Source organism: Streptomyces hyderabadensis, from assembly GCF_020404845.1.
In the GTDB taxonomy this organism is placed as follows: Bacteria; Actinomycetota; Actinomycetes; order Streptomycetales; family Streptomycetaceae; genus Streptomyces; species Streptomyces hyderabadensis.
Genome location: NZ_JAIOJZ010000064.1, coordinates 16,184 through 34,947, shown reverse-complemented (window position 1 = coordinate 34,947; position 18,764 = coordinate 16,184). Strand labels below are relative to the sequence as shown.

The following is an 18,764-nucleotide window of genomic DNA, read 5'->3' as shown; positions in this document are numbered from 1 at the left end:
TGGCCACGGGCAGCGTGTCGTCGAGCAGGGTCGTCGCGGCGGTCAGCAGCACCGCCCGCCCCGCATCCTTCGGCACCCCGGCGGCGGCCCGCCGGTACAGCTCGGCGCCCTCCTCCAGGACGAGCCCGGCGTCGATGCCGGCCGGTACCTTGATCCGCGCGGTGTGCCGCCAGGTGGCGACGGGGTCGCTCCACGCCTCCACCCGGTACGTCCAGTCGCCCGGTGCGTCCGGGGTGACGGTGGCGCCCCAGCGGTCGCTGCCCGGGGCCAGCTCCCGCATCGGCGTCCAGGGACCCGGCCGGCCCTCGGGGTCCTTCAGCACGACGTTGGCGGCGACCGCGTCGTGCCCCTCCCGGAACACGGTGGCGGAGACCTCGAACGACTCTCCCGTCACCGCCTTCGCCGGACGCCTGCCGTGGTCCACCATCGGCTGGACGTCCCGGACCGGGATACGCCCGATCCCCGCGGTCGCGCTCATCCGCATCTCACCTCCGCCGTGCTCGAGGCCGGGCGCACGCCCGGCCGACTGGATTGGACCGATCGGAGGGGACCGACCGGATTGCACCGATCGGGGCAGGCCGATCGGGGGCGGGCCGACCGGGTCAGGCCGCGCCCGAGGGGGCCCGGTGCCCCGACGGGGCGAGCCGCTCCGGCGGCTCCTGCGCATGGGTGACCAGGTTCGTCCGCAGATACCTCTCGGCGGCGTCCGCCGCCTCGCGCGCGCACCGCTTCCCCATCAGCACGCAGAGGGTGTAGCCGGAGTCCTCGAACGTGGTCCGGACGGTGACGTCCGTGGGGGACGCCAGCATCGAGCGTTCCCAGGCGCGGTAATGCCGCAGCTGCCGGGCGACTTCGCTCTTCGCGGGGAGCAGCATGGCCGGTCACCTTCCGGACGGTCCGGTGGTACGGACGATCGGATTCTGGACGATCGAGTTCTTCACACATGGTGCACGGGTGGTGACGCCCCGTCTTGTTGGATCTTCAACTGCTTTTCGGCCGCCCGTTCCGCCCGGATCCCGGCTCCGAGCTGCTCGTGTTGCACGAATGGACTACCGCTCCCACTCTGGAGTGACTCAGAAGCGATCAGCGCTCACGCTTCGTGATCGGGGAGCCCGTCCCCCAAGGGACGAGGAGGAGCGAGAGCCTTCGCGGTGAGGAGCCACGACGATGAAGACCGCAGTGCCCTGCTACTACCACCTCGACGTGGAAGTGAGCCCGGAACGGGTCGGACAGGTCAGGCGCATCCTGGCCGCTCACCTCCGGTTCTGGAACCTGGAGAACCTCGTCGAACCCGTCTGCTCCGGCGCCGAGATGCTGCTCCGGGCGATCGACGAGCACGCCAGCGACAAGAACACGTCGATCGAGATGTGGTGGAACCGCCAGCACCTCATCACGGCCGTGGGGGGCAACGACCACGCGCTCCGGCCCGACCAGGACCTGCGCACCTGTCTGCAGCACCTCGCCGCCAACAGCGACGGCTGGGGCTGCTGCGCCACCGACACCGGGGCGAAGGTCATCTGGTTCTCGCGCCGCGCCCGCGCCGGCGAACGCGTCCCGCTGGTGGAGCGGTCGCCCGAGCCGATCACCCAGGAGGGGCTGGAAGTGCCGCGCGAGATCATGCCGGTGGCCCGGGTGGCCGGCTGGGCACGGACCGGCGACGGCGTGCTGGAGGAGGCCCGGTGACCCGCGCCAGGCCGAACTGGAAGGGGGCGCCCGTGTGGAGCGGGCTCCCCTACCCCCTGGGGGCGTCGTACGACGGACAGGGCACCAACTTCGCCCTGTTCAGCGAGGTCGCCGAGCGGGTCGACCTGGTGCTCGTCGACGACGACGGCAACCACAGCAGCATCCCGCTGCCCGACGTGGACGGCTTCGTCTGGCACTGCTACCTGCCCGGCGTCGGTCCGGGCCAGCGCTACGGCTACCGGGTCCACGGCCCGTGGGCCCCGGCCGTCGGGCACCGCTGCAACCCGGCGAAGCTGCTCCTCGACCCGTACACCCGCGCCGTGGACGGGCAGGTGGACAACCACCCCTCCCTCTTCGAGCGGGCCAGGGGCAGGGCCGACACGGGCGACAGCGCCGGGCACACCATGCTCGGCGTGGTCACCGACCCCTTCTTCGACTGGGGCGACGACCGCCCGCCCCGGCGCCCGTACTCGGAGAGCGTCGTCTACGAGGCCCACGTCCGGGGCCTCAGCCGCACCCACCCCGAGGTGCCCGAGGAACTGCGCGGCACCTACGCGGGCCTCGCGCACCCGGCGGTGGTGGAGCACCTGACGTCCCTCGGCGTGACCGCCGTCGAGCTGATGCCGGTGCACCAGTTCGTGCACGACGGCCACCTCCGGGACCGGGGCCTGTCCAACTACTGGGGCTACAACACCATCGGCTTCTTCGCGCCCCACAACGGCTACGCCGCCCACGGCACCCGCGGCCAGCAGGTCAGCGAGTTCAAGTCGATGGTCAAGACGCTGCACGAGGCCGGCCTCGAAGTGATCCTCGACGTGGTCTACAACCACACCGCCGAGGGCAACGAGAAGGGCCCCACCCTCTCCTTCCGCGGCATCGACAACGCCTCGTACTACCGCCTGGTGGACGGCGACTGGCAGCACTACTACGACACCACCGGCACCGGCAACAGCCTGCTGATGCGCCACCCCTACGTGCTCCAGCTCATCATGGACTCGCTGCGGTACTGGGTCACCGAGATGCACGTCGACGGGTTCCGCTTCGACCTCGCGGCCACCCTGGCCCGGCAGTTCCACGAGGTGGACCGGCTGTCGGCGTTCTTCGACCTCATCCAGCAGGACCCGGTGATCAGCCGCGTCAAGCTGATCGCCGAGCCCTGGGACGTCGGCGAGGGCGGCTACCAGGTGGGCAACTTCCCGCAGCTGTGGTCGGAGTGGAACGGCAAGTACCGCGACGCCGTACGGGACTTCTGGCGTGCGGAGGACCACTCGCTCGGCGAGTTCGCCTCCCGGCTGACCGGCTCCTCCGACCTGTACCAGCACAGCCGCCGCCGGCCCCGCGCCAGCGTCAACTTCGTCACCGCGCACGACGGGTTCACGCTGCGCGACCTCGTCTCGTACAACGACAAGCACAACGAGGCCAACGGCGAGGACAACCGGGACGGCGAGAGCCACAACCGGTCCTGGAACTGCGGCGCGGAGGGCGAGACCAGGGACCCGGCCGTGAGGGAGCTGCGCGGTCGCCAGCAGCGCAACTTCCTGGCCACGCTGCTGCTCTCGCAGGGCATCCCGATGATCTGCCACGGCGACGAACTGGGCCGCACCCAGCGGGGCAACAACAACGCCTACTGCCAGGACAACGAGATCTCCTGGATCGACTGGCGGCTGAACGAGGAACAGCGCGCGCTGCTGGACTTCACCCGGCGCCTGATCGCGCTGCGCGCCGACCACCCGGTGCTGCGCCGCCGCCGCTACTTCCGCGGCGAGACCGTCACCCACGCCGGCCAGCCGCTGCCCGACCTGGTGTGGCTGCGTCCGGACGCACGGGAAATGACCGATGACGACTGGCGGCGCTCCGACGCGCACACCGTCGGCGTCTTCCTCAACGGCGACGCCATCGCCGAACCCGACCCGTGCGGCCGGAGGGTCACGGACGACTCGTTCCTGCTGCTGCTCAACAGCCACTGGGAGCCGGGCGGCTTCCGGCTGCCCGACGCCACCTACGGCGAGCGGTGGACGACCCTGATCGACACCGCCGACCCCGAGGGCACCCCCGACGAGGCGGAGCACAAGGCGGGCACCGTGGTGTCCGTCGAGCAGCGCAGCCTGGTGCTGCTCTCTCGGCCCTCCCGCACCGGCCGGTGAGCCGGTGAGGTCAGCTGCCCAGACGGCGCGCGGTCACCGTGAACTGCGCGCCGTCGGCGTCCCGGAGCACCGCCTCGTCCGCGCCCAGGGACAGGACGCTGCCGCCGTGCCGCTCCGCGGTGCGGGCGCAGGCGGTGACGTCCTCGACCGCGAAGTGGATCTGCCAGTGCGGCCGGACGGCCGGGTCGGGGGCCGCGCCCAGCGCGCCCGACTCGATGCGGGCCACGACCCCGCCCTCGTGCCGCAGGACCACCTCGTCGCCCTCGTACCGGACCTCGCAGCAGCCCTGCCCCGAGGCCCACTCGAAGATCTCGCCGTAGAAGATCGCGGCGTCGAAGGCGTCACGGGTGTGCAGCCGGATGAACGCGGGACGCTTGGTGCGCCAGGTGTCCCAGTCCGAGAACAGCTCGCCCTCCCAGATCCCGAACGTCGCGCCGTCCCGGTCGGCGAGCAGGGCCGCCCGCCCCGGCGGCAGGGAGATCGGCCCGACCGCGGCCGTGCCGCCGCGCTCCTGCGCCCGCGACACGGCCTCGTCCGCGCTGCGCACGGCGAAGTACGGCGTCCACGCCACGGCCATCTGCCACATCGCGGCGACGGCGGCGATCCCGGCGACCGGCACCCCGTCGGCCAGGGCGATCCGGAAGGGCTCGCCCAGCCGGGCGGGCCGCCACTGCCAGCCCAGCACGGCGGAGTAGAACTCCTCGGTGGCCTTCAGATCACGGCTGGTGAGACTCACCCAGCAGGGGGCCCCGTACACGGAGTGCGTGGACAGGAGGCTCTCCCCGCGGGTGGAGGAGGTCGTGTCGTGGTTCATGGCAGTCGCGTCCTGGTCTCGTCCACCGGCAGCCACCGGCTCCACACCAGTGTCCGGCCGGGAGTGCGGCGGGCGCCTGGCGAGTACCCCGCACATGGCGCCGAAACGGTGGCCCGCCCGCCCCGGACGGCCCAGTGGCGCGCCGGCGCGCTGCTGACGAGGATGGAGGCCCGGAGGTGACCATGCCCCCCAGCGACGTGGACCAGATCTTCCGGCTGCAGGAGCAGGTCCGGCAGCTCAAGGAAGCCGTCGTCTCGCACGCCGTCGTCGACCAGGCGATCGGTGTGATCATCGCCGTCGGCGGGGTGACGCCGGACGAGGGATGGATCGTCCTGAAGGAAGTTTCCCAGCATACGAATATCAAACTCCGCAATGTGGCGGAAACGGTACTCATCTGGGGGCGCACCGGAGTGATGCCGCCGGAGATCCTGGCCGCCCTGGAGGACCGCCTCGGCCGGCCGGGCTTCAGCGGGCCTCCGTCAGGATCTCCTCGCGTATCCGGTCGAAGCAGCCGGTGAGCAGCCGGGAGACGTGCATCTGGGAGATGCCGAGCTGCTGGGCGATGCGGCTCTGGGTCATCCCGCCGAAGAAGCGCAGGTAGAGGATGGTGCGCTCGCGCTCGGGCAGCGCCTCCAGACAGGGCCGCACGGCCACCCGGTCGACGACCGCGTCGAAGGCCGGGTCCGGGCCGCCCAGCGCGTCGCCGAGGGCGTACCCGTCGGTGCCGGGCATCTCCGCCTCCAGCGACAGGGCCGAGAAGCACTCCAGGGCCTCCATGCCGGTGCGCACCTCCACCGTGGTCAGCTGCGCGTGCTCGGCGATCTCCTCGACGGTCGGGGGGCGCCCCGGCGTGGTCTGCGCCAGCTCCTTCGCCGACCTGCGGACCCGGTTGCGCAGGTCCTGGATGCGGCGCGGCACGTGCAGCGTCCACATGTGGTCGCGGAAGTGCCGTTTGATCTCGCCGGTCACGGTCGGCACCGCGTACGCCTCGAAGGCGTGGCCGCGCTCGGGGTCGTAGTGGTCGACGGCCTTGACCAGGCCGAGGGCCGCCACCTGATAGAGGTCCTCCAGGTTCTCGCCGCGGCCGCGGAAGCGGACCGCGATCCGCTCCGCCATGGGCAGCCAGACCCGGATCAGTTCGTCCCGCAGCGCCTTCCGCTCCGGTCCCTCGGGCAGCCCGGCGAGCCGGTCGAACGCCGCGGCCGTGTCGGGAGCGTCGTCGTGCGGGTGGGGCTGGGTTCTGCCGGCGACACGCATCACGCGCACCTCCCTCAGCAGGGGTGCTGGCAAGTCCTCGTATATATGGATACTGAGCGCGAATGCCGCGAACGGCCACTCGAACGGCCGCACACCGGGACCGGTGCGACCGCCCGGTCGCGGGACGTGATGTGCGGCACGCTCCCGGTGATCGCGCCCACCGGCGTCGGCGGATCGTCCCTGGGCAACGCTTGATCACCGATCAAAAGGGACGAAGCCCCTGGCCACAGCGCATTCCGCTCATTTGACAGTGCGCTGAGCGTACGGATAGGAAGCAGCGTCGAGAGGTCGAGAGGGGCACCGTGTACGAGCCGAACGTGGTCGGGGACTGGCAGGAGTACGACGAGCACCCCGGCCTGCGGGTCCGCGTCCACCGGCTCGAGCCGGCCGAGCCGCCGCGGGGCCGTGACGACGCCGCCGAGGGGCTGACGTACTTCCGGGTCCGGGTGACCGTCGAGAACCGGGGCGGGCGGCACCTCGGCATCCATCTGGAGGACGGCCAGATCGACGTGCGGATCGGACCCGACGGGGAGAGCGCCTTCCTCGACTGGCGCAACTCCCAGTTCATCGAGGGCTTCGACGTCTACCCGCTGCGCCGGGCCACGGCCGTGCTCTACGCGGCCGGGCCGGAGGCGAGCCTGAGCCAGGTGGACGTCCAGGTGCAGCTGCGGGTGGACGAGGAGTGGGCCGACCGCCGGCTGTGGAGCGGTGCCCTCGGGCTGCCCGACGGCGCCGGCGCCACCCCGTGCGGCGCGGTGCGGGACGAAGGGCTCGCCCATCAGGTGAGCGCCTTCCTGCGGGGCCAGTCGGAGGACGGCCCCGCCTGACCCGCCGGACGGCCGCGCCTCAGTCCCTAGTGCGCGATGCCGTCGATGATCTCCCGGGCGCCCTGTCGCAGCAGGGCCACCGCGACCGAGGTGCCCAGGGTCGCCGGGTCGAGCCGGCCGGCCCACTCGTGGGCGTTCAGCCGGACCTTGCCGTCCGGGGTGAACACACAGGCCCGCAGGGACAGCTCACCGCCGCGGTCCACCCGGGCGAACCCGGCGATCGGGCTGTTGCAGTGTCCCTGCAGGACGTGCAGGAACATCCGCTCCGCCGCCGCCTCCCGGTGCGTCGCGGGGTGGCCGAGGCCGCTCACCGCGTCGATCAGGGCGCTGTCGCCCTCCCGGCACTGCAGGGCGAGGATGCCCGCGCCGATCGGCGGCATCATCGTCTCGGGGGAGAGGACCTCGCTGATCACGTCGCCGCGGCCGATGCGCTCCAGGCCGGAGACCGCGAGCAGCAGCGCGTCCGCCTCGCCCGCGGCGAGCTTGGCCAGCCGCCGGTTGGCGTTGCCGCGGAACGGCACGCACCGCAGATGCGGGTGGGTGGCGGCCAGCTGGGCGACGCGGCGCACCGAGGAGGTGCCGACGCGCGTCCCGTCGGGCAGCTCGTCCAGGGTGAGCCCGTCCGGGTGGACCAGCGCGTCCCGCACGTCGTCCCGCTCCAGGAACGCGGCGAACACCGTACCGGCGGGCAGCGGCCGGTCGGCGGGCACGTCCTTGACGCAGTGCACCGCGAGATCGGCCTCGCCGGACAGCAGGGCGGCGTCGACCTCCTTGGTGAACGCGCCCTTGCCCTCCACCTGCGAAAGATCACCGAGCCACTTGTCACCGGTGGTCTTCACCGGTACGACCTCGGTGCGCACGCCGGGGTGGAGGGCCGTCAACCCGGCCCGTACGCGCTCGACCTGAGCGAGCGCCATGGGGGAGTCGCGGGAGACGATGCGGATCAGTTCGGGGGCGGACATGCGGACACGATAGTGCCCCCGGGGCGCCCGGGGCGCACGCTTCACCCGACCGGTCCCGGCCCGCCCCCTCGCGTCAGGCGTTCGGGTCGAAGGTGATGCCGGCCGGCTTGGCGGCGGCCAGGTGGGAGGCGAAGCTGCCGTCCTTCAGGCCGAAGTTGGCGCTGCCGAAGTCGTAGGCGCTCAGCTTGTCGCGCAGGCCCGCCGGATAGCCGTTCCAGCCCACCAGGGTCGGGTACTGCCAGGTCGCCTCGTGGTTCTCCGGCGGCTCGTCGCCCGAGGTCGCCAGGCGGAAGCAGTGGGTGCTGATGCCGTCCTTGTGGTAGACGATCTTCGGATGGGTGCCGTCGAAGCGGACGGCGGAGCGCTCGTGCACGCTGAACGAGCCGTGGTTGGACGTCGAGACGTACTGCACGGCGTCGTCCTTCACCCACACCACCACGTGCTCCCAGTCGTGCCGGTGGCCGCCGAGGCTCGTGCCGGGCAGGGCCTGGTCCTTCTCGAAGTAGAGGCCGTACATGTAGGCGCACCAGTCGCCGTCGCACTTGGCGCGCGCATAGCCGTTGGTGTTGTCCAGGTCGGAGGCGTCCCGGCAGTTGCCGTTGAGGGCACCGGTCGGGTTCAGCCCGCCGTTGACCGCTCCGTCGGCGCCGATGGCCGGGGTGGGATAGCAGCCGTCGGTGTCGTAGTCGAACGCGGGCTGGTACGCCCGCTCCAGGCTGTCGGCGTTGCCGGGCAGCCCCGGCGGCGGGGCGGCGAAGGCGGAGGTGGGAAAGGCGACGACGAGGGCGAGGGCACCGAGCGGCACGGTGAGCCATCTGCGGCGGGGCATTGCGGCGGTACGCGGGGACATCGCGGCCTCCTCGGGCTGGGCAGCCCAACGGCTGTGGGGGGAAGGGGAGTTCAGGTTCCCCTCTTTTCCCTCCCGCGCCAAGGGCGCACGGGCGTCCCCGCGGTGAAGGGCAGCCCAACACCTGACCCGGTGTCACCCGCTCACTCCAGGTCGTCCGGGAGGTCCGCGGCCGACTCCTCGGGCGCCAGGTCCGGGCGGAGCCTGAGCCAGGACGGCTGGCGCAGCATGCCCTCCCGGGTGCGGGTGCTGTAGCGGACCTCGCCGACCAGCCGGGGCACCACCCAGCGCGCCCCCGGCACCCGCGGCACCGGGTCGAAGGGGCAGACGTCACTGGCGGCGGCGGCCAGCAGCGCGGCCAGCTCGGTGCGCTCGCCCGCGCTCCAGCCGGTGCCGACCCCGCCGACGTAGCGCAGCCGGCCCGCGGCGCGCTGGCCGACCAGGACGGCGCCGGGGAGGCCCCCGAGCCGTCCCTTGCCGGGCAGCCAGCCGCCGACCACGACGTCCTCGCTGCGCATGTTGCGGATCTTGATCCAGGCCCGGGAGCGGACCCCGGGTTCGTACACCGAGTCCAGCCGCTTGCACACCAGCCCCTCCAGGCCGTGTTCGCGGGTGGCCCGCAGCGCCTGTTCGCCGTGGCCGACCAGCGCGGCCGGGGTCGACCACGACGGGCCGTGCAGACCGAGGTCCGTCAGCCGCTTACGGCGGCCGGTGTAGGGCAGCCGCAGCAGGGAGCGTCCGGCCAGGTGGAGGGCGTCGAACAGGACCAGGTGGACGGGTGCCCGCGCCGCGCGGTGCGCGGCCCGGCCGGGGGCGTGCGCGAGACCCATCCGGGACTGGAGCAACTGGAAGTCGGCGCGGCCGTGTTCGTCCAGGGCCAGCACCTCGCCGTCCAGTACGGCGGCGGTGTCGCCGAGCGCGGCGGCGAGCGGCGCCAGCTCCGGATAGGCGGCGGTGATGTCCTGGCCGGAGCGGGCCCGCAGCAGGACGCTTCCGTCGCCCGGCAGGTAGACCACCACGCGCTGTCCGTCCTGCTTGGTCTCGTAGGCCCAGCGCGCGTCCTGCCCGGCGGGCGGCAGGGTGCCGGGGGTGGCGAGCATCGGGGGGATCAGCGGCAGTTCCACGGGTCAGTACTCGACCCGCCCGGGCGCCGTCACGCGCGTTGCCCGCCAGGTTCGCCTGAACGGCGCCGGTCCCGCCCGGGGCCGACGCCGTCGCGGTCAGCGCACCGAGGCGGGCTCCGTCGCGGCCCCGTCGGCGGGTGCCGGTCCGGCGACCGGTCCGGCCGGACGGTGCCGGGGGATGAAGGACGCGAGGGCGAAGGCCAGCAGGGCCGCGCCCGCGCCGATGGCCATGACCACCTTGAACGCGTTCTCGGACGGCAGCGCGAAGCCGCCGAGGTCGATGGTCAGCTGGGCCAGGATCACACCGGCGATGGCACTGGCCACCGAGGTGCCGAGCGATCGCATGAGGGTGTTGAGGCTGTTCGCGGCGGCCGTCTCGCTCGGCGGCACTGCGCCCATGATCAGCGACGGCATGGCGCCGTAGGCGAAGCCGATGCCCGCGCTGATGACGCAGGAGACCAGGACCAGGTGCCAGACCTCGGCCATCAGCACGATGTTCAGACCGTAGCCGGCCGCCACGATCAGGGCGCCGGTCATCAGCGTCACCTTCGGGCCGCGGGACCTCGAGACCTTCGCGGACACCGGGGCGAACGCCATCATCACCAGGCCGGACGGCGCCATCACGAGCCCCGTGGTGAGCAGCGAGCGGCCGAGCCCGTAACCGGTGGCCTCGGGCAACTGCATCAGCTGCGGAAGGACCAGGGACATCGCGAACATCGAGAAGCCGATGGCGACGGAGGCCAGGTTGGTGAAGAGCACCTGGCGGCGGGCGGTGGTGCGCAGGTCCACCAGCGGCTCCGGGGTGTGCAGCTCCCACCAGCCCCACACCAGCAGGATCACCACGGCCGCCGCGAACAGGCCGAGGGTGGTGCCCGAGGCCCAGCCCCAGTCGCCGCCCTTGGAGATGGCGAGCAGCAGGCTCGCCAGACCGGCGGCCATGCCGACGCCGCCGAGCAGGTCGAAGCGGCCGCCGGTGCGCACCGCCGACTCGGGCACCAGGGTCAGCACCAGCACCAGGGAGACGGCGCCGAGCGCGCCGGAGAGCCAGAACAGCATGTGCCAGTCGAGCTTGTCCGCGATCAGCGCGGCGGCGGGCAGGCCGAGCGCGCCGCCGACCCCGAGCGAGGCACTCATCACGGCGGTGGCACCGGCCAGCCGCTCGACCGGCAGCTCGTCGCGCATGATGCTGATGCCGAGCGGGATCACGGCCGCGGACAGGCCCTGCAGGGCACGTCCGGCGACCATCGGGACCAACGCGTCACTCAGTCCGCAGACCGCGGAACCGGCGATCAGCAGCACCAGGCTGAGCAGCAGCATGCGCCGCTTGCCGAACATGTCGCCGAGCCGGCCGACGACCGGGGTGGCGACCGCGGAGGCCAGCAGCGTGGCGGTCACCGCCCAGGCCGCGTCCGAGGCCGATGCGTCCAGGAGCTTCGGCAGCTCCGGGATGATCGGGATGACCAGGGTCTGCATCAGCGCGACGACGATCCCGGCCAGGGCCAGTACCGCCACCACGGCGTTCGGCCGTGGTGAGGCGGGGGAAGCGGGCATGGAAGAGCCTTTCGAGCGAGGAGTCCTGCGACGGGTGCGGGAAACCGGAACGCGCACCTTTTAAGTCAGTCGCTTGAAGTATCGTACGGGGTGTGGCGGGCGGACGCCCGCCCGGGCCGGGCGGCGACCCGGCGCCACCGCGCCGTAGGCTTTCGTGAGAACCGCCTGCACATCGGCGGACCTGCGACGACTCGAGGGACTGGTCGGCGCGGGCGGTACGGAGAAAGTCCCGGCGCGGTGGTGATCATGGCGGGCAGGGCGGTCCGGACGGAACAGGTCAGCGCGACCCGGCAGCTGATCCTCACCACCGCTGAGCGGCTGTTCGCCGAGCACGGGGTGTACGCGGTCTCCAACCGCCAGGTCAGCGAGGCCGCCGGGCAGGGCAACAACGCCGCGGTCGGCTACCACTTCGGCACGAAGGCCGACCTCGTCCGGGCGATCGCGCAGCGCCACTCGGAGCGCGTCGAGGAGCTGCGCGCCCGGCAGCTCGCGGCCCTCGGCGACTCGGCCGACCTGCGTGACTGGGTGGACTGCCTGGTCCGTCCGCAGTTCGACCACCTGGCGGCGCTGGGCAGTCCCACCTGGTACGCGCGGTTCTGCGCCCAGGTCATGACCGACCCGGCGCTGCGGCAGATCATGACGGAGGAGTCCCGGACGTCCGTCTCCCTGCGGGCGATCATCGAGGGGCGCAACCGGTGCATGCCGGCCCTGCCGGACGAGGTCCGCGCGGAGCGGGGCGACATGGCCCGTCACCTCATCGTGCACACGGCGGAGGAGCGCGAGCGGGCCCTGGCCGAGAACCGGCCCACCCCGCGGGCCAGCTGGCAGGACGCGGCCGACGGCCTCGTCGACGCGATCGTGGGCATGTGGCTGGCGCCCGTCACGCCCCGGGGCGGGGTGTGACGGGCGCCGGTTGAGCGGGTGCGGTCAGCGGGCGAGGCGGATCCGGGTCACGGTGTCCTCGGCGGCGCCGGCCCCCGACTTGTCGACCACGTAGGCGGTGCCGTCGGCGACCTCCACGTGGTTGGGGTTGGCCCCGGTGGCCACGGTCTCCTTAACGGCGCCCCGGCGCGGGTCGACCCGGGTGACGGTGGCGTCGGTGCGGTTGACGACGAGGGCGTCGCCGGAGCGCTCGTCGGTCGCCACGGACAGCGCGCCGGCGCCCGTCGCCACGGACTTGGTGACGACGCCCTTGCGCAGGTCGACCACGGACAGCGTGCCCGAGGTCTGGTCGGCGGTGTAGGCGGTCCGGCCGTTCTTGGACAGCGATACCGAGATCGGGCCGTCGCCGGCCGGCAGGAAGCGCGGGGTCGTGGCGCCGCGCCGCAGCTCGATGAGGCGGTCGTTGTTGAGGTCGGCCGCGTACAGGGCGCCGGTCTTCTCGTTGACGGTCAGGCCGGTGGGGCCGGCGCCCTCGACGGTGACGCGCTCCTTCTCCTTGAGGGTCTTCGTGTCGAATGCGACCAGGGTGCCGTCGCCGAACGCGCTCGCCCACACGGTGTTGTGCTTCTCGTCGACGACGATCTCGCGGGCGTGGTTGACGTTCGGCAGGCTGGCCAGGTGCTCGCCGGTGCGCTGGCTGTAGACGGACACGGTGTTGTTGCGGGTGTTGGTGGTCCAGACGGTGTTGTGCTCGTCGTCGACGGCGACGCCGTAGACGGCCTCGACGGCGCCGGTGGCCGCGTCGGTGACGGGCGGGGTGACGTCGGCCCGTACGGCGAGGGTCCGCGGGTCGACCTTCAGCAGGTGCGACTCGGTGACCGGCGGGCGGCCCACGGCGGCGGTGACCCACAGCACGTCGTTCCGCTCGGAGTACGCCGACTGGTACAGGCCCTTGGTGAGCTTGGCGGTGGTGACCTGCGAACCGGTGGAGTGCGCGGACGCGGTGCCCGCCAGGGTCAGGGTGCTGCCGGCGGCGACCGCCACGGCGACGGCCGCGGTGAGCGCGGAGCGGTGGCGGCGGGTGCGGACGGCGGGGGTGGACATGGTGATGGGACTCCCTCTTCTCGGGATGGGTTGTGGGTGTGGACGGGTTCTGGGTGTGGTCGTTCGACCCGTTGATCAATTAAGATCAAGTAAGGTAAGGCTAACCTAACTAAAAGATGACGGACGGTCAATTGAATTCCGCACACACGTTCGCCGCGGCCCCTCCCGAAGGCACCCCGCACCACCCGCCCCGCACACCCCGCCCCCGCCCCGTGCCGCGGCTCGCCGACCCCGTCTGCGAGCTGCCCGGCCCCGGCGGCACCGACGGCTTCTGGGCGCGCGTGCGCGCGCGGGGCACGCCCCTGACCGGCCCCGACCCGCTGGGCGACGCGGAGCACCGGGCGGTGACGTTCCTGTGGCGCGGCACCCCCGCGACCCGCGCGGTCCAGGTCCTGCCGAACAAGCTCGGCGACCCGCAAGACCCCGCCGGAAACCTCATGGCGCACGTCCCCGGCACCGACGTGTGGCACTGGACGCTGCGCCTGCGCCACGACTGGCGCGGCACCTACGACCTGTACGTCGACGAGGGCGGCGGCCCCGAGGCGGGGAGTGCCGCCTACTGGCGGTGGCTGCGCACCCGCAGGCGCGCCGACCCGTACAACGCCCGCACACTGCCCCACCGCTGGGACGGCGGGACGGTGCCCTGCGCCGGACTCCCCGCCGCGCCGGACGCGGCGGACTGGGCGCCCCGGCCCGGCGTCCCGCGCGGCACCCTCACCGAGCACACGGTGCCGAGCGAGCGCCTCGGCGAGGACCGCCGGGTCTGGCTCTACACGCCGCCCGGCGCCGCCCGGCAGCCGGACGGGCCCGACGGGCCCGACGGGCTGCCCGTCCTGGTCCTGCTCGACGGCGAGCACTGGGGGCCGCGTCTCGGCCTGCCCCACCTGCTCGACAACCTGCTCGCCGACGGCCGCCTCCCGCCCGTCGCCGCCCTGCTGCCGGACGCCGTGGACGAGGCCACCCGCTGGGCGGAACTGTCGTGCCGGCCCCCGTACGCCGGCTTCCTCGCCGACGAACTGCTGCCGTGGGCGGCCCGGCGGCTCCCCCTGACCGCCGACCCGGCGCGCACGGTCGTCGCCGGGCAGAGCCTGGGCGGGCTGACCGCCGCCTACACGGCCCTGGCGGCGCCGCACCGCTTCGGCAACGCCCTCGTCCAGTCCGGATCGTTCTGGTGGCCGGCCGGACCGGAGGCCGAGTGGCTCACCCGGAGCCTCGCCGCCGGCCCGCGTCCGCCGGTGCGCTTCTGGCTCTCCTTCGGCGAGCAGGAGTGGGTGGCCCTGCCGGCCGCCCGCCGCCTGCGCGACACCCTGGCCTCGCTCGGCTGTCACGACTCCTCCTACCGTGAGTACAACGGCGGTCACGACTACCTGTGCTGGCGCACGGAACTGGCCGACGGGCTCGTGGAACTCCTCGGCCGGTGACGGCCGCGGCGCTCACGCGTCGAGTTCCTTGAGCCGCGCGGCCAGCACCGCCGCGATGTCGTCCAGGTACCGGTCCCGCATCAGCTGCGGGTGGGTGCAGTCCAGGTCGTGGTTGACCAGTGCGCCGGTCACGTGCGGCCGCCACGCCTCGCGCGTCAGCCAGTCCTCGGCCCGCGGGGCGGCGGCCGTGAAGAACAGCACGTCCCCGTCGTAGGCGGTGTGCTCGTGCTCGCGCATCATGCGGGCGTGGTTCGGCACGATGTCGACGATCCGCTCCAGGGCACGCCCGGAGAGACCGGCGAGGGGACTGCCCGCCCGGCGCAGCGTGGCCAGCACGTCCTCGCGGTCGCGCTCCCCGGTGCGCTCGAAGCCCGCCATGCGCAGCACCGCGGTCAGCGCGTCGCCCTCCTCCGGCGCGGGCCGGTGGCGCCACTGCTCGGCGGGGAACGCGTCGAGCAGCGCGAGGAGTTCGACCTCCTCGCCCGCCCGCCGCAGCAGGACCGCCACGGTGTGCGCGAGCACCCCGCCGACCGACCAGCCCAGCAGCCGGTAGGGGCCGTGCGGCTGGATGCCGCGGATCTGACGGGCGTAGTCCTCGGCCTCCTCCTGGAGCGTGCGGGGCAGCCGCTCGTCGCCCGTAAGACCGCGGGCCTGGAGTCCGTAGACCGGCTGCTGCGGGCCCAGTCGCGCCGCCAGCCCCGCGTAGCACCAGGCGAGGCCGCCCGCCGGGTGGACGGCGAACAGCGGTGTCCGGTCGCCCTCGGTGCGCAGCGGCAGGACGACACCCAGTGCGTCCTCGCCCGCCGCGCCGGCCGTCTCCAGCCGGGCGGCGAGCGCGGCGGGCGTCGGCGCCTCGAACAGGGAGCCGATGGTCAGCTCCGTGCCGAACTCCTCCCGCACCCGCGCCACCAGCCGCACCGCCAGCAGCGACGTGCCGCCCAGGTCGAAGAACGCGTCGTCCGGGCCGGCCTCCGCCACCTGGAGCACCTCGGCGAACAGCCGGACCAGCGCCGCCTCCCGGGGCGAGGCCGGGGACCGCGCGCCCGCGTCGCCGCCGAACACCGGGGCGGGCAGCTCACGGCGGTCCAGCTTGCCGCTCGGCGACAGCGGGAACTCCGCCAGGACCACCACCGCCGCCGGGACCAGGTGCTCCGGCAACCGACGGGCCAGCGCCGCCCGTACGTCGGCCGGGTCCGCGTCCCCGGTCACATAGCCGACGAGGCGGTCCTCCCGCACCACGGCACAGGCACCGTCGACCCCGGGCCGGGCGGCGAGCGCCGCCTCGACCTCACCCAGCTCCACGCGCTGACCGCGCAGCTTGACCTGGTGGTCGGTGCGGCCGAGGTACTCGACCTCGCCCCGAGGACTCCAGCGCGCCAGGTCCCCGGTCCGGTACATCCTGGCGCCGGCCGGACTGAACGGGTCGCACACGAACCGGGACGCCGTCAGCTCCGGCCGGCCCAGGTACCCGTCGGCCAGCTGCACGCCCGCCAGGTACAGCTCCCCGGGCACGCCGGGCGGGCACGGCTGGAGCGCGGCGTCCAGCACGTACAGACGGGTGTTCCACACCGGCCGGCCGATCGGCACCGGGCCCGCCTGGGCAGGGTCGCAGGCGTGGTACGTGACGTCGACGGCGGCCTCCGTCGGCCCGTACAGGTTGTGCAGCTCCACGTCCGGCAGGGTGTGCGCGAAGGCCCGCGCGGTCTCGCGGGGCAGCGCCTCGCCGCTGCAGAACACCCTGCGCAGCACCGCCCCGCACCCGGCGGCCTCCGGGGCGGCGAGGAACACCTGGAGCATCGAGGGCACGAAGTGGCAGGTGGTGACCGCCTGTTCGCGGATCGTCCGGGCCAGGTACACCGGGTCCTTGTGCCCGCCCGGTTCGGCGACGACCAGCGCCGCGCCCTCCCGCAGCGGCCAGAAGAACTCCCACACCGACACGTCGAACGACGAGGGCGTCTTCTGCAGCACCCGGTCCCCGGCGGTCAGCCCGTACGCGTGCTGCATCCACCGCAGCCGGTTGTCGACCGCCCGGTGCGGGACGACCACGCCCTTGGGGCGGCCCGTGGAACCGGACGTGTAGATGACGTACGCGGGGTGGGCCGGGGTGAGCGCCCGCGGCGGGTTCGTCCACGGCTGCGCCGACACGTCCAGGCCCTCCAGGACCACCAGCTCGGTGCCCGTGCCGTCCGGGAGGCGCCCGGCGCGGTCGGTGACGGCGCAGACCGGCGCCGCGTCCTGAAGCATGTACGTCAGCCGCGGCGCCGGGTAGTCCGGGTCCAGGGGCAGGTAGGCCGCCCCCGCCTTCAGTACCGCGAGCAGGGTCACGACCAGCTCGGCGGAGCGCGGGACTGAGACGGCGACCACCGCGCCGGGCCCGGCGCCCAGGGAGCGCAGGTGCCGGGCGAGCCGGTTGGCGCGGGTGTTGAGCTGCCCGTAGGTCAGGACGGTGTCGCCGGTCACCAGGGCGGTGGCGTCCGGGGTGCGGGCCGCCTGCGCCTCGATCGGCCCGATCAGTGTGGTCGGGGGCACGGCGCGGTCGGTGCGGTTGAACTCCTCCAGCACCAGGGCGCGTTCGGGCCCGGTGGCCATGCCGTGCACGGCGAGCGGGAGGTGCGGGTCCGTGTCGGTGAGCCGGTCCACCAGGTGCAGGAAGCGGTCCTGGTGCGCGGCGAGGTCGCCGTCGTCGTACAGGGCCGGGTTGCCGTCGTGGTCGATGTGCAGGCCGCGGCCGTCGGCGCGGTCGTGGATGTTGACCGTCAGGTCGTCCACGGGGCCCGCGGACAGGTTCCGGGCCCGGGCGGGGGCGCCCGCGAAGTCCACGCCGTAGTCGAAGGGCATGACGTTGACGAGCGGGCCGACCAGGGCGCGGCTCTCGCCGAGCAGCCCCAGGTCGCGGCGGATGTCCTCGTAGCGGTAGCGCTGGTGGCGCCGCGCCTCGCGGATGCCGAGCACCACCTGCCGCACCAGCTCGGCGAAGGTCGCTTCGGGAGAGACGGCGAGCCGGAGCGGCAGCACGTTCATCACCATGCCGGGCACCCGCAGGGCCACCGAGCCCATGCGGCCCATCATCGGCAGGCCCAGCACCACGTCCCCTCGTGCGGTGACGCGGGAGGTGTAGAGCGCCTGCGCGGCGATCAGCACGTCGGGCCAGGTCGCGCGCAGCCGGCCGGCCAGGTCCCGCAGGCGCCGGGTGGCCTCGGGCGACAGCTGGGCGCCGCGGCGCAGGAACGTGCGGGAGGGCAGCGCCCCGCGCCCCGCGAGCCGGGGTGCCTGCGGGCGGTCGGCGAACGCGCCGGCCCAGTGGGCGCGGTCCGCATCGAAGGCCGGTGAGGCGCGGTAGGCGGTGTCGTCGGCGACCAGCTCGGCGAGGGTGCCGAAGGGGCCCGGGGCGGGTCCGGCGCCGCGGACCAGCGCCGAGTACACCTCGGCGGTGCGGCGCACCAGCAGGGAGTAGCCGTAGCCGTCCATCACGAGGTGGTGGATGCGCTGGTACCACAGCCAGCGGTCCGGTCCGACGCGGAACAGGGCGTGCCGGAACAGCGGTCCGTGCGCCAGGTCGAAGGGCTCGGCCAGGTCGGCCCGCATCCACGCCCGAGCCTCCGCGTCGGTGCCCGACTCCCTTACGGTCAGCGGCAGTTCGATGCGGTCGGCGACGTACTGGCGGGGCCCCTCGGGCGTGTCCTCGACGCGGACCACGCGCAGCGCCTCGGCTTCCGAGGCCACCCGGCGCAGTGCGGCGGCGAACAGCTCCGCGTCGAGCGGTCCGTCGATCTCCAGGCACTCCGCGGTGTTCTGCGCCGGGCTGAGCGGGTCCAGGGCCTGGGCGAACCACATGCCCGACTGGGCGGCCGTCAGCGGCAGGGAGGTCAGGTCCGGGGACGCCGGGTCCGGGGACGTCAGGGGCAGGGACGTCATGCGGCCCCCAGCAGCGGGGCCCAGGCCGCGATGGCCGGCCGCTCGGCGAGGTCCGCGAAACCGGCCGTGACCGCGTGCTCGCGGCGCCAGCCCTCCAGCAGCGTCATGATGCGGACCGAGTCGAGGCCGTAGTCGACCAGGTTCTCGTCGACGGGTATGTCCGCCGGGTCCTCGCCGAGGCAGTCGGCGACGTCGGCCCGGATCCGTGCCACGGTCAGCGGGGTGGATGCCAC

At 73.5% G+C, this 18,764-nt stretch carries 17 protein-coding genes; 6 read left to right on the top strand and 11 right to left on the bottom strand.

Annotation, left to right across the window (positions count from 1 at the left end; genetic code table 11):
- Both K7854_RS32620 and K7854_RS32615 read right to left on the bottom strand, forming a co-directional pair.
- The coding region (locus tag K7854_RS32620) for a maltotransferase domain-containing protein (RefSeq protein ID WP_226030166.1) at positions 1–484 on the bottom strand (484 nt) is incomplete at its 3' end.
- Between the two features lie 118 nt (positions 485–602).
- On the bottom strand, positions 603–875 hold the full coding sequence (locus tag K7854_RS32615) for a DUF5133 domain-containing protein (protein ID WP_226030165.1): 273 nt from the start codon (positions 873–875) through the stop codon (positions 603–605).
- Positions 876–1,167: 292 nt separating this feature from the next.
- Between K7854_RS32615 and K7854_RS32610 the strand changes: the two genes are divergently transcribed.
- Both K7854_RS32610 and glgX read left to right on the top strand, forming a co-directional pair.
- Positions 1,168–1,683, top strand: coding sequence for a pep a2 (locus K7854_RS32610; protein ID WP_226030164.1), 516 nt, complete (start codon positions 1,168–1,170; stop codon positions 1,681–1,683).
- On the top strand, positions 1,680–3,827 hold the full coding sequence (gene glgX / locus K7854_RS32605) for a glycogen debranching protein GlgX (RefSeq protein WP_226030163.1): 2,148 nt from the start codon (positions 1,680–1,682) through the stop codon (positions 3,825–3,827). The genes K7854_RS32610 and glgX overlap by 4 nt, the downstream gene beginning before the upstream one ends.
- 10 nt (positions 3,828–3,837) lie before the next feature.
- Here the strand turns inward: glgX and K7854_RS32600 are convergent, their stop codons facing one another.
- Positions 3,838–4,641 (bottom strand): VOC family protein, encoded by an 804-nt coding sequence (locus K7854_RS32600; RefSeq protein ID WP_226030162.1) that lies wholly within the window; start codon positions 4,639–4,641, stop codon positions 3,838–3,840.
- Between the two features lie 182 nt (positions 4,642–4,823).
- On the opposite strand from K7854_RS32600, the gene K7854_RS32595 reads away from it, so the two are divergent.
- A complete protein-coding gene (locus K7854_RS32595; protein ID WP_226030169.1) occupies positions 4,824–5,159 on the top strand; it encodes an ANTAR domain-containing protein in 336 nt (111 codons plus the stop codon).
- Here the strand turns inward: K7854_RS32595 and K7854_RS32590 are convergent.
- Positions 5,107–5,898 (bottom strand): SigB/SigF/SigG family RNA polymerase sigma factor, encoded by a 792-nt coding sequence (locus K7854_RS32590; protein ID WP_226030168.1) that lies wholly within the window; start codon positions 5,896–5,898, stop codon positions 5,107–5,109. The two genes, K7854_RS32595 and K7854_RS32590, sit on opposite strands and share 53 nt — an antisense overlap.
- Before the next feature lie 302 nt (positions 5,899–6,200).
- Between K7854_RS32590 and K7854_RS32585 the strand changes: the two genes are divergently transcribed.
- On the top strand, positions 6,201–6,725 hold the full coding sequence (locus tag K7854_RS32585; protein WP_226030161.1) for a hypothetical protein: 525 nt from the start codon (positions 6,201–6,203) through the stop codon (positions 6,723–6,725).
- Between the two features lie 26 nt (positions 6,726–6,751).
- On the opposite strand, the gene hemC is transcribed toward K7854_RS32585, so the two are convergent.
- The 4 genes from hemC to K7854_RS32565 all read right to left on the bottom strand — a co-directional run bounded on the left by hemC (position 6,752) and on the right by K7854_RS32565 (position 11,209).
- Positions 6,752–7,687 carry a hydroxymethylbilane synthase gene (gene hemC, locus K7854_RS32580; RefSeq protein ID WP_226030160.1) on the bottom strand — a complete coding sequence of 312 codons (936 nt, stop codon included), beginning with the start codon at positions 7,685–7,687 and terminating at the stop codon, positions 6,752–6,754.
- A 73-nt stretch (positions 7,688–7,760) separates the two neighbouring features.
- Complete coding sequence (locus tag K7854_RS32575) at positions 7,761–8,537, bottom strand: NPP1 family protein (RefSeq protein ID WP_226030159.1); 777 nt, start codon at positions 8,535–8,537, stop codon at positions 7,761–7,763.
- Between the two features lie 140 nt (positions 8,538–8,677).
- Positions 8,678–9,658, bottom strand: coding sequence for an ATP-dependent DNA ligase (locus tag K7854_RS32570; protein WP_226030158.1), 981 nt, complete (start codon positions 9,656–9,658; stop codon positions 8,678–8,680).
- Positions 9,659–9,754: 96 nt separating this feature from the next.
- Positions 9,755–11,209 (bottom strand): MFS transporter, encoded by a 1,455-nt coding sequence (locus K7854_RS32565; protein WP_226030157.1) that lies wholly within the window; start codon positions 11,207–11,209, stop codon positions 9,755–9,757.
- A 246-nt stretch (positions 11,210–11,455) separates the two neighbouring features.
- On the opposite strand from K7854_RS32565, the gene K7854_RS32560 reads away from it, so the two are divergent.
- Positions 11,456–12,112, top strand: coding sequence for a TetR/AcrR family transcriptional regulator (locus K7854_RS32560; RefSeq protein ID WP_226030156.1), 657 nt, complete (start codon positions 11,456–11,458; stop codon positions 12,110–12,112).
- Between the two features lie 24 nt (positions 12,113–12,136).
- Here the strand turns inward: K7854_RS32560 and K7854_RS32555 are convergent, their stop codons facing one another.
- Positions 12,137–13,195: a YncE family protein gene (locus K7854_RS32555; protein ID WP_226030155.1), complete on the bottom strand. Its 1,059-nt coding sequence runs from the start codon at positions 13,193–13,195 to the stop codon at positions 12,137–12,139.
- A gap of 131 nt (positions 13,196–13,326) precedes the next feature.
- Between K7854_RS32555 and fes the strand changes: the two genes are divergently transcribed.
- Positions 13,327–14,616, top strand: coding sequence for an enterochelin esterase (fes, locus tag K7854_RS32550; RefSeq protein WP_226030154.1), 1,290 nt, complete (start codon positions 13,327–13,329; stop codon positions 14,614–14,616).
- Between the two features lie 12 nt (positions 14,617–14,628).
- On the opposite strand, the gene K7854_RS32545 is transcribed toward fes, so the two are convergent.
- Positions 14,629–18,531 (bottom strand): non-ribosomal peptide synthetase, encoded by a 3,903-nt coding sequence (locus tag K7854_RS32545; protein WP_226030153.1) that lies wholly within the window; start codon positions 18,529–18,531, stop codon positions 14,629–14,631.
- Positions 18,528–18,764, bottom strand: coding sequence for a phosphopantetheine-binding protein (locus K7854_RS32540; RefSeq protein ID WP_226030152.1), 237 nt, complete (start codon positions 18,762–18,764; stop codon positions 18,528–18,530). The genes K7854_RS32545 and K7854_RS32540 overlap by 4 nt, the downstream gene beginning before the upstream one ends.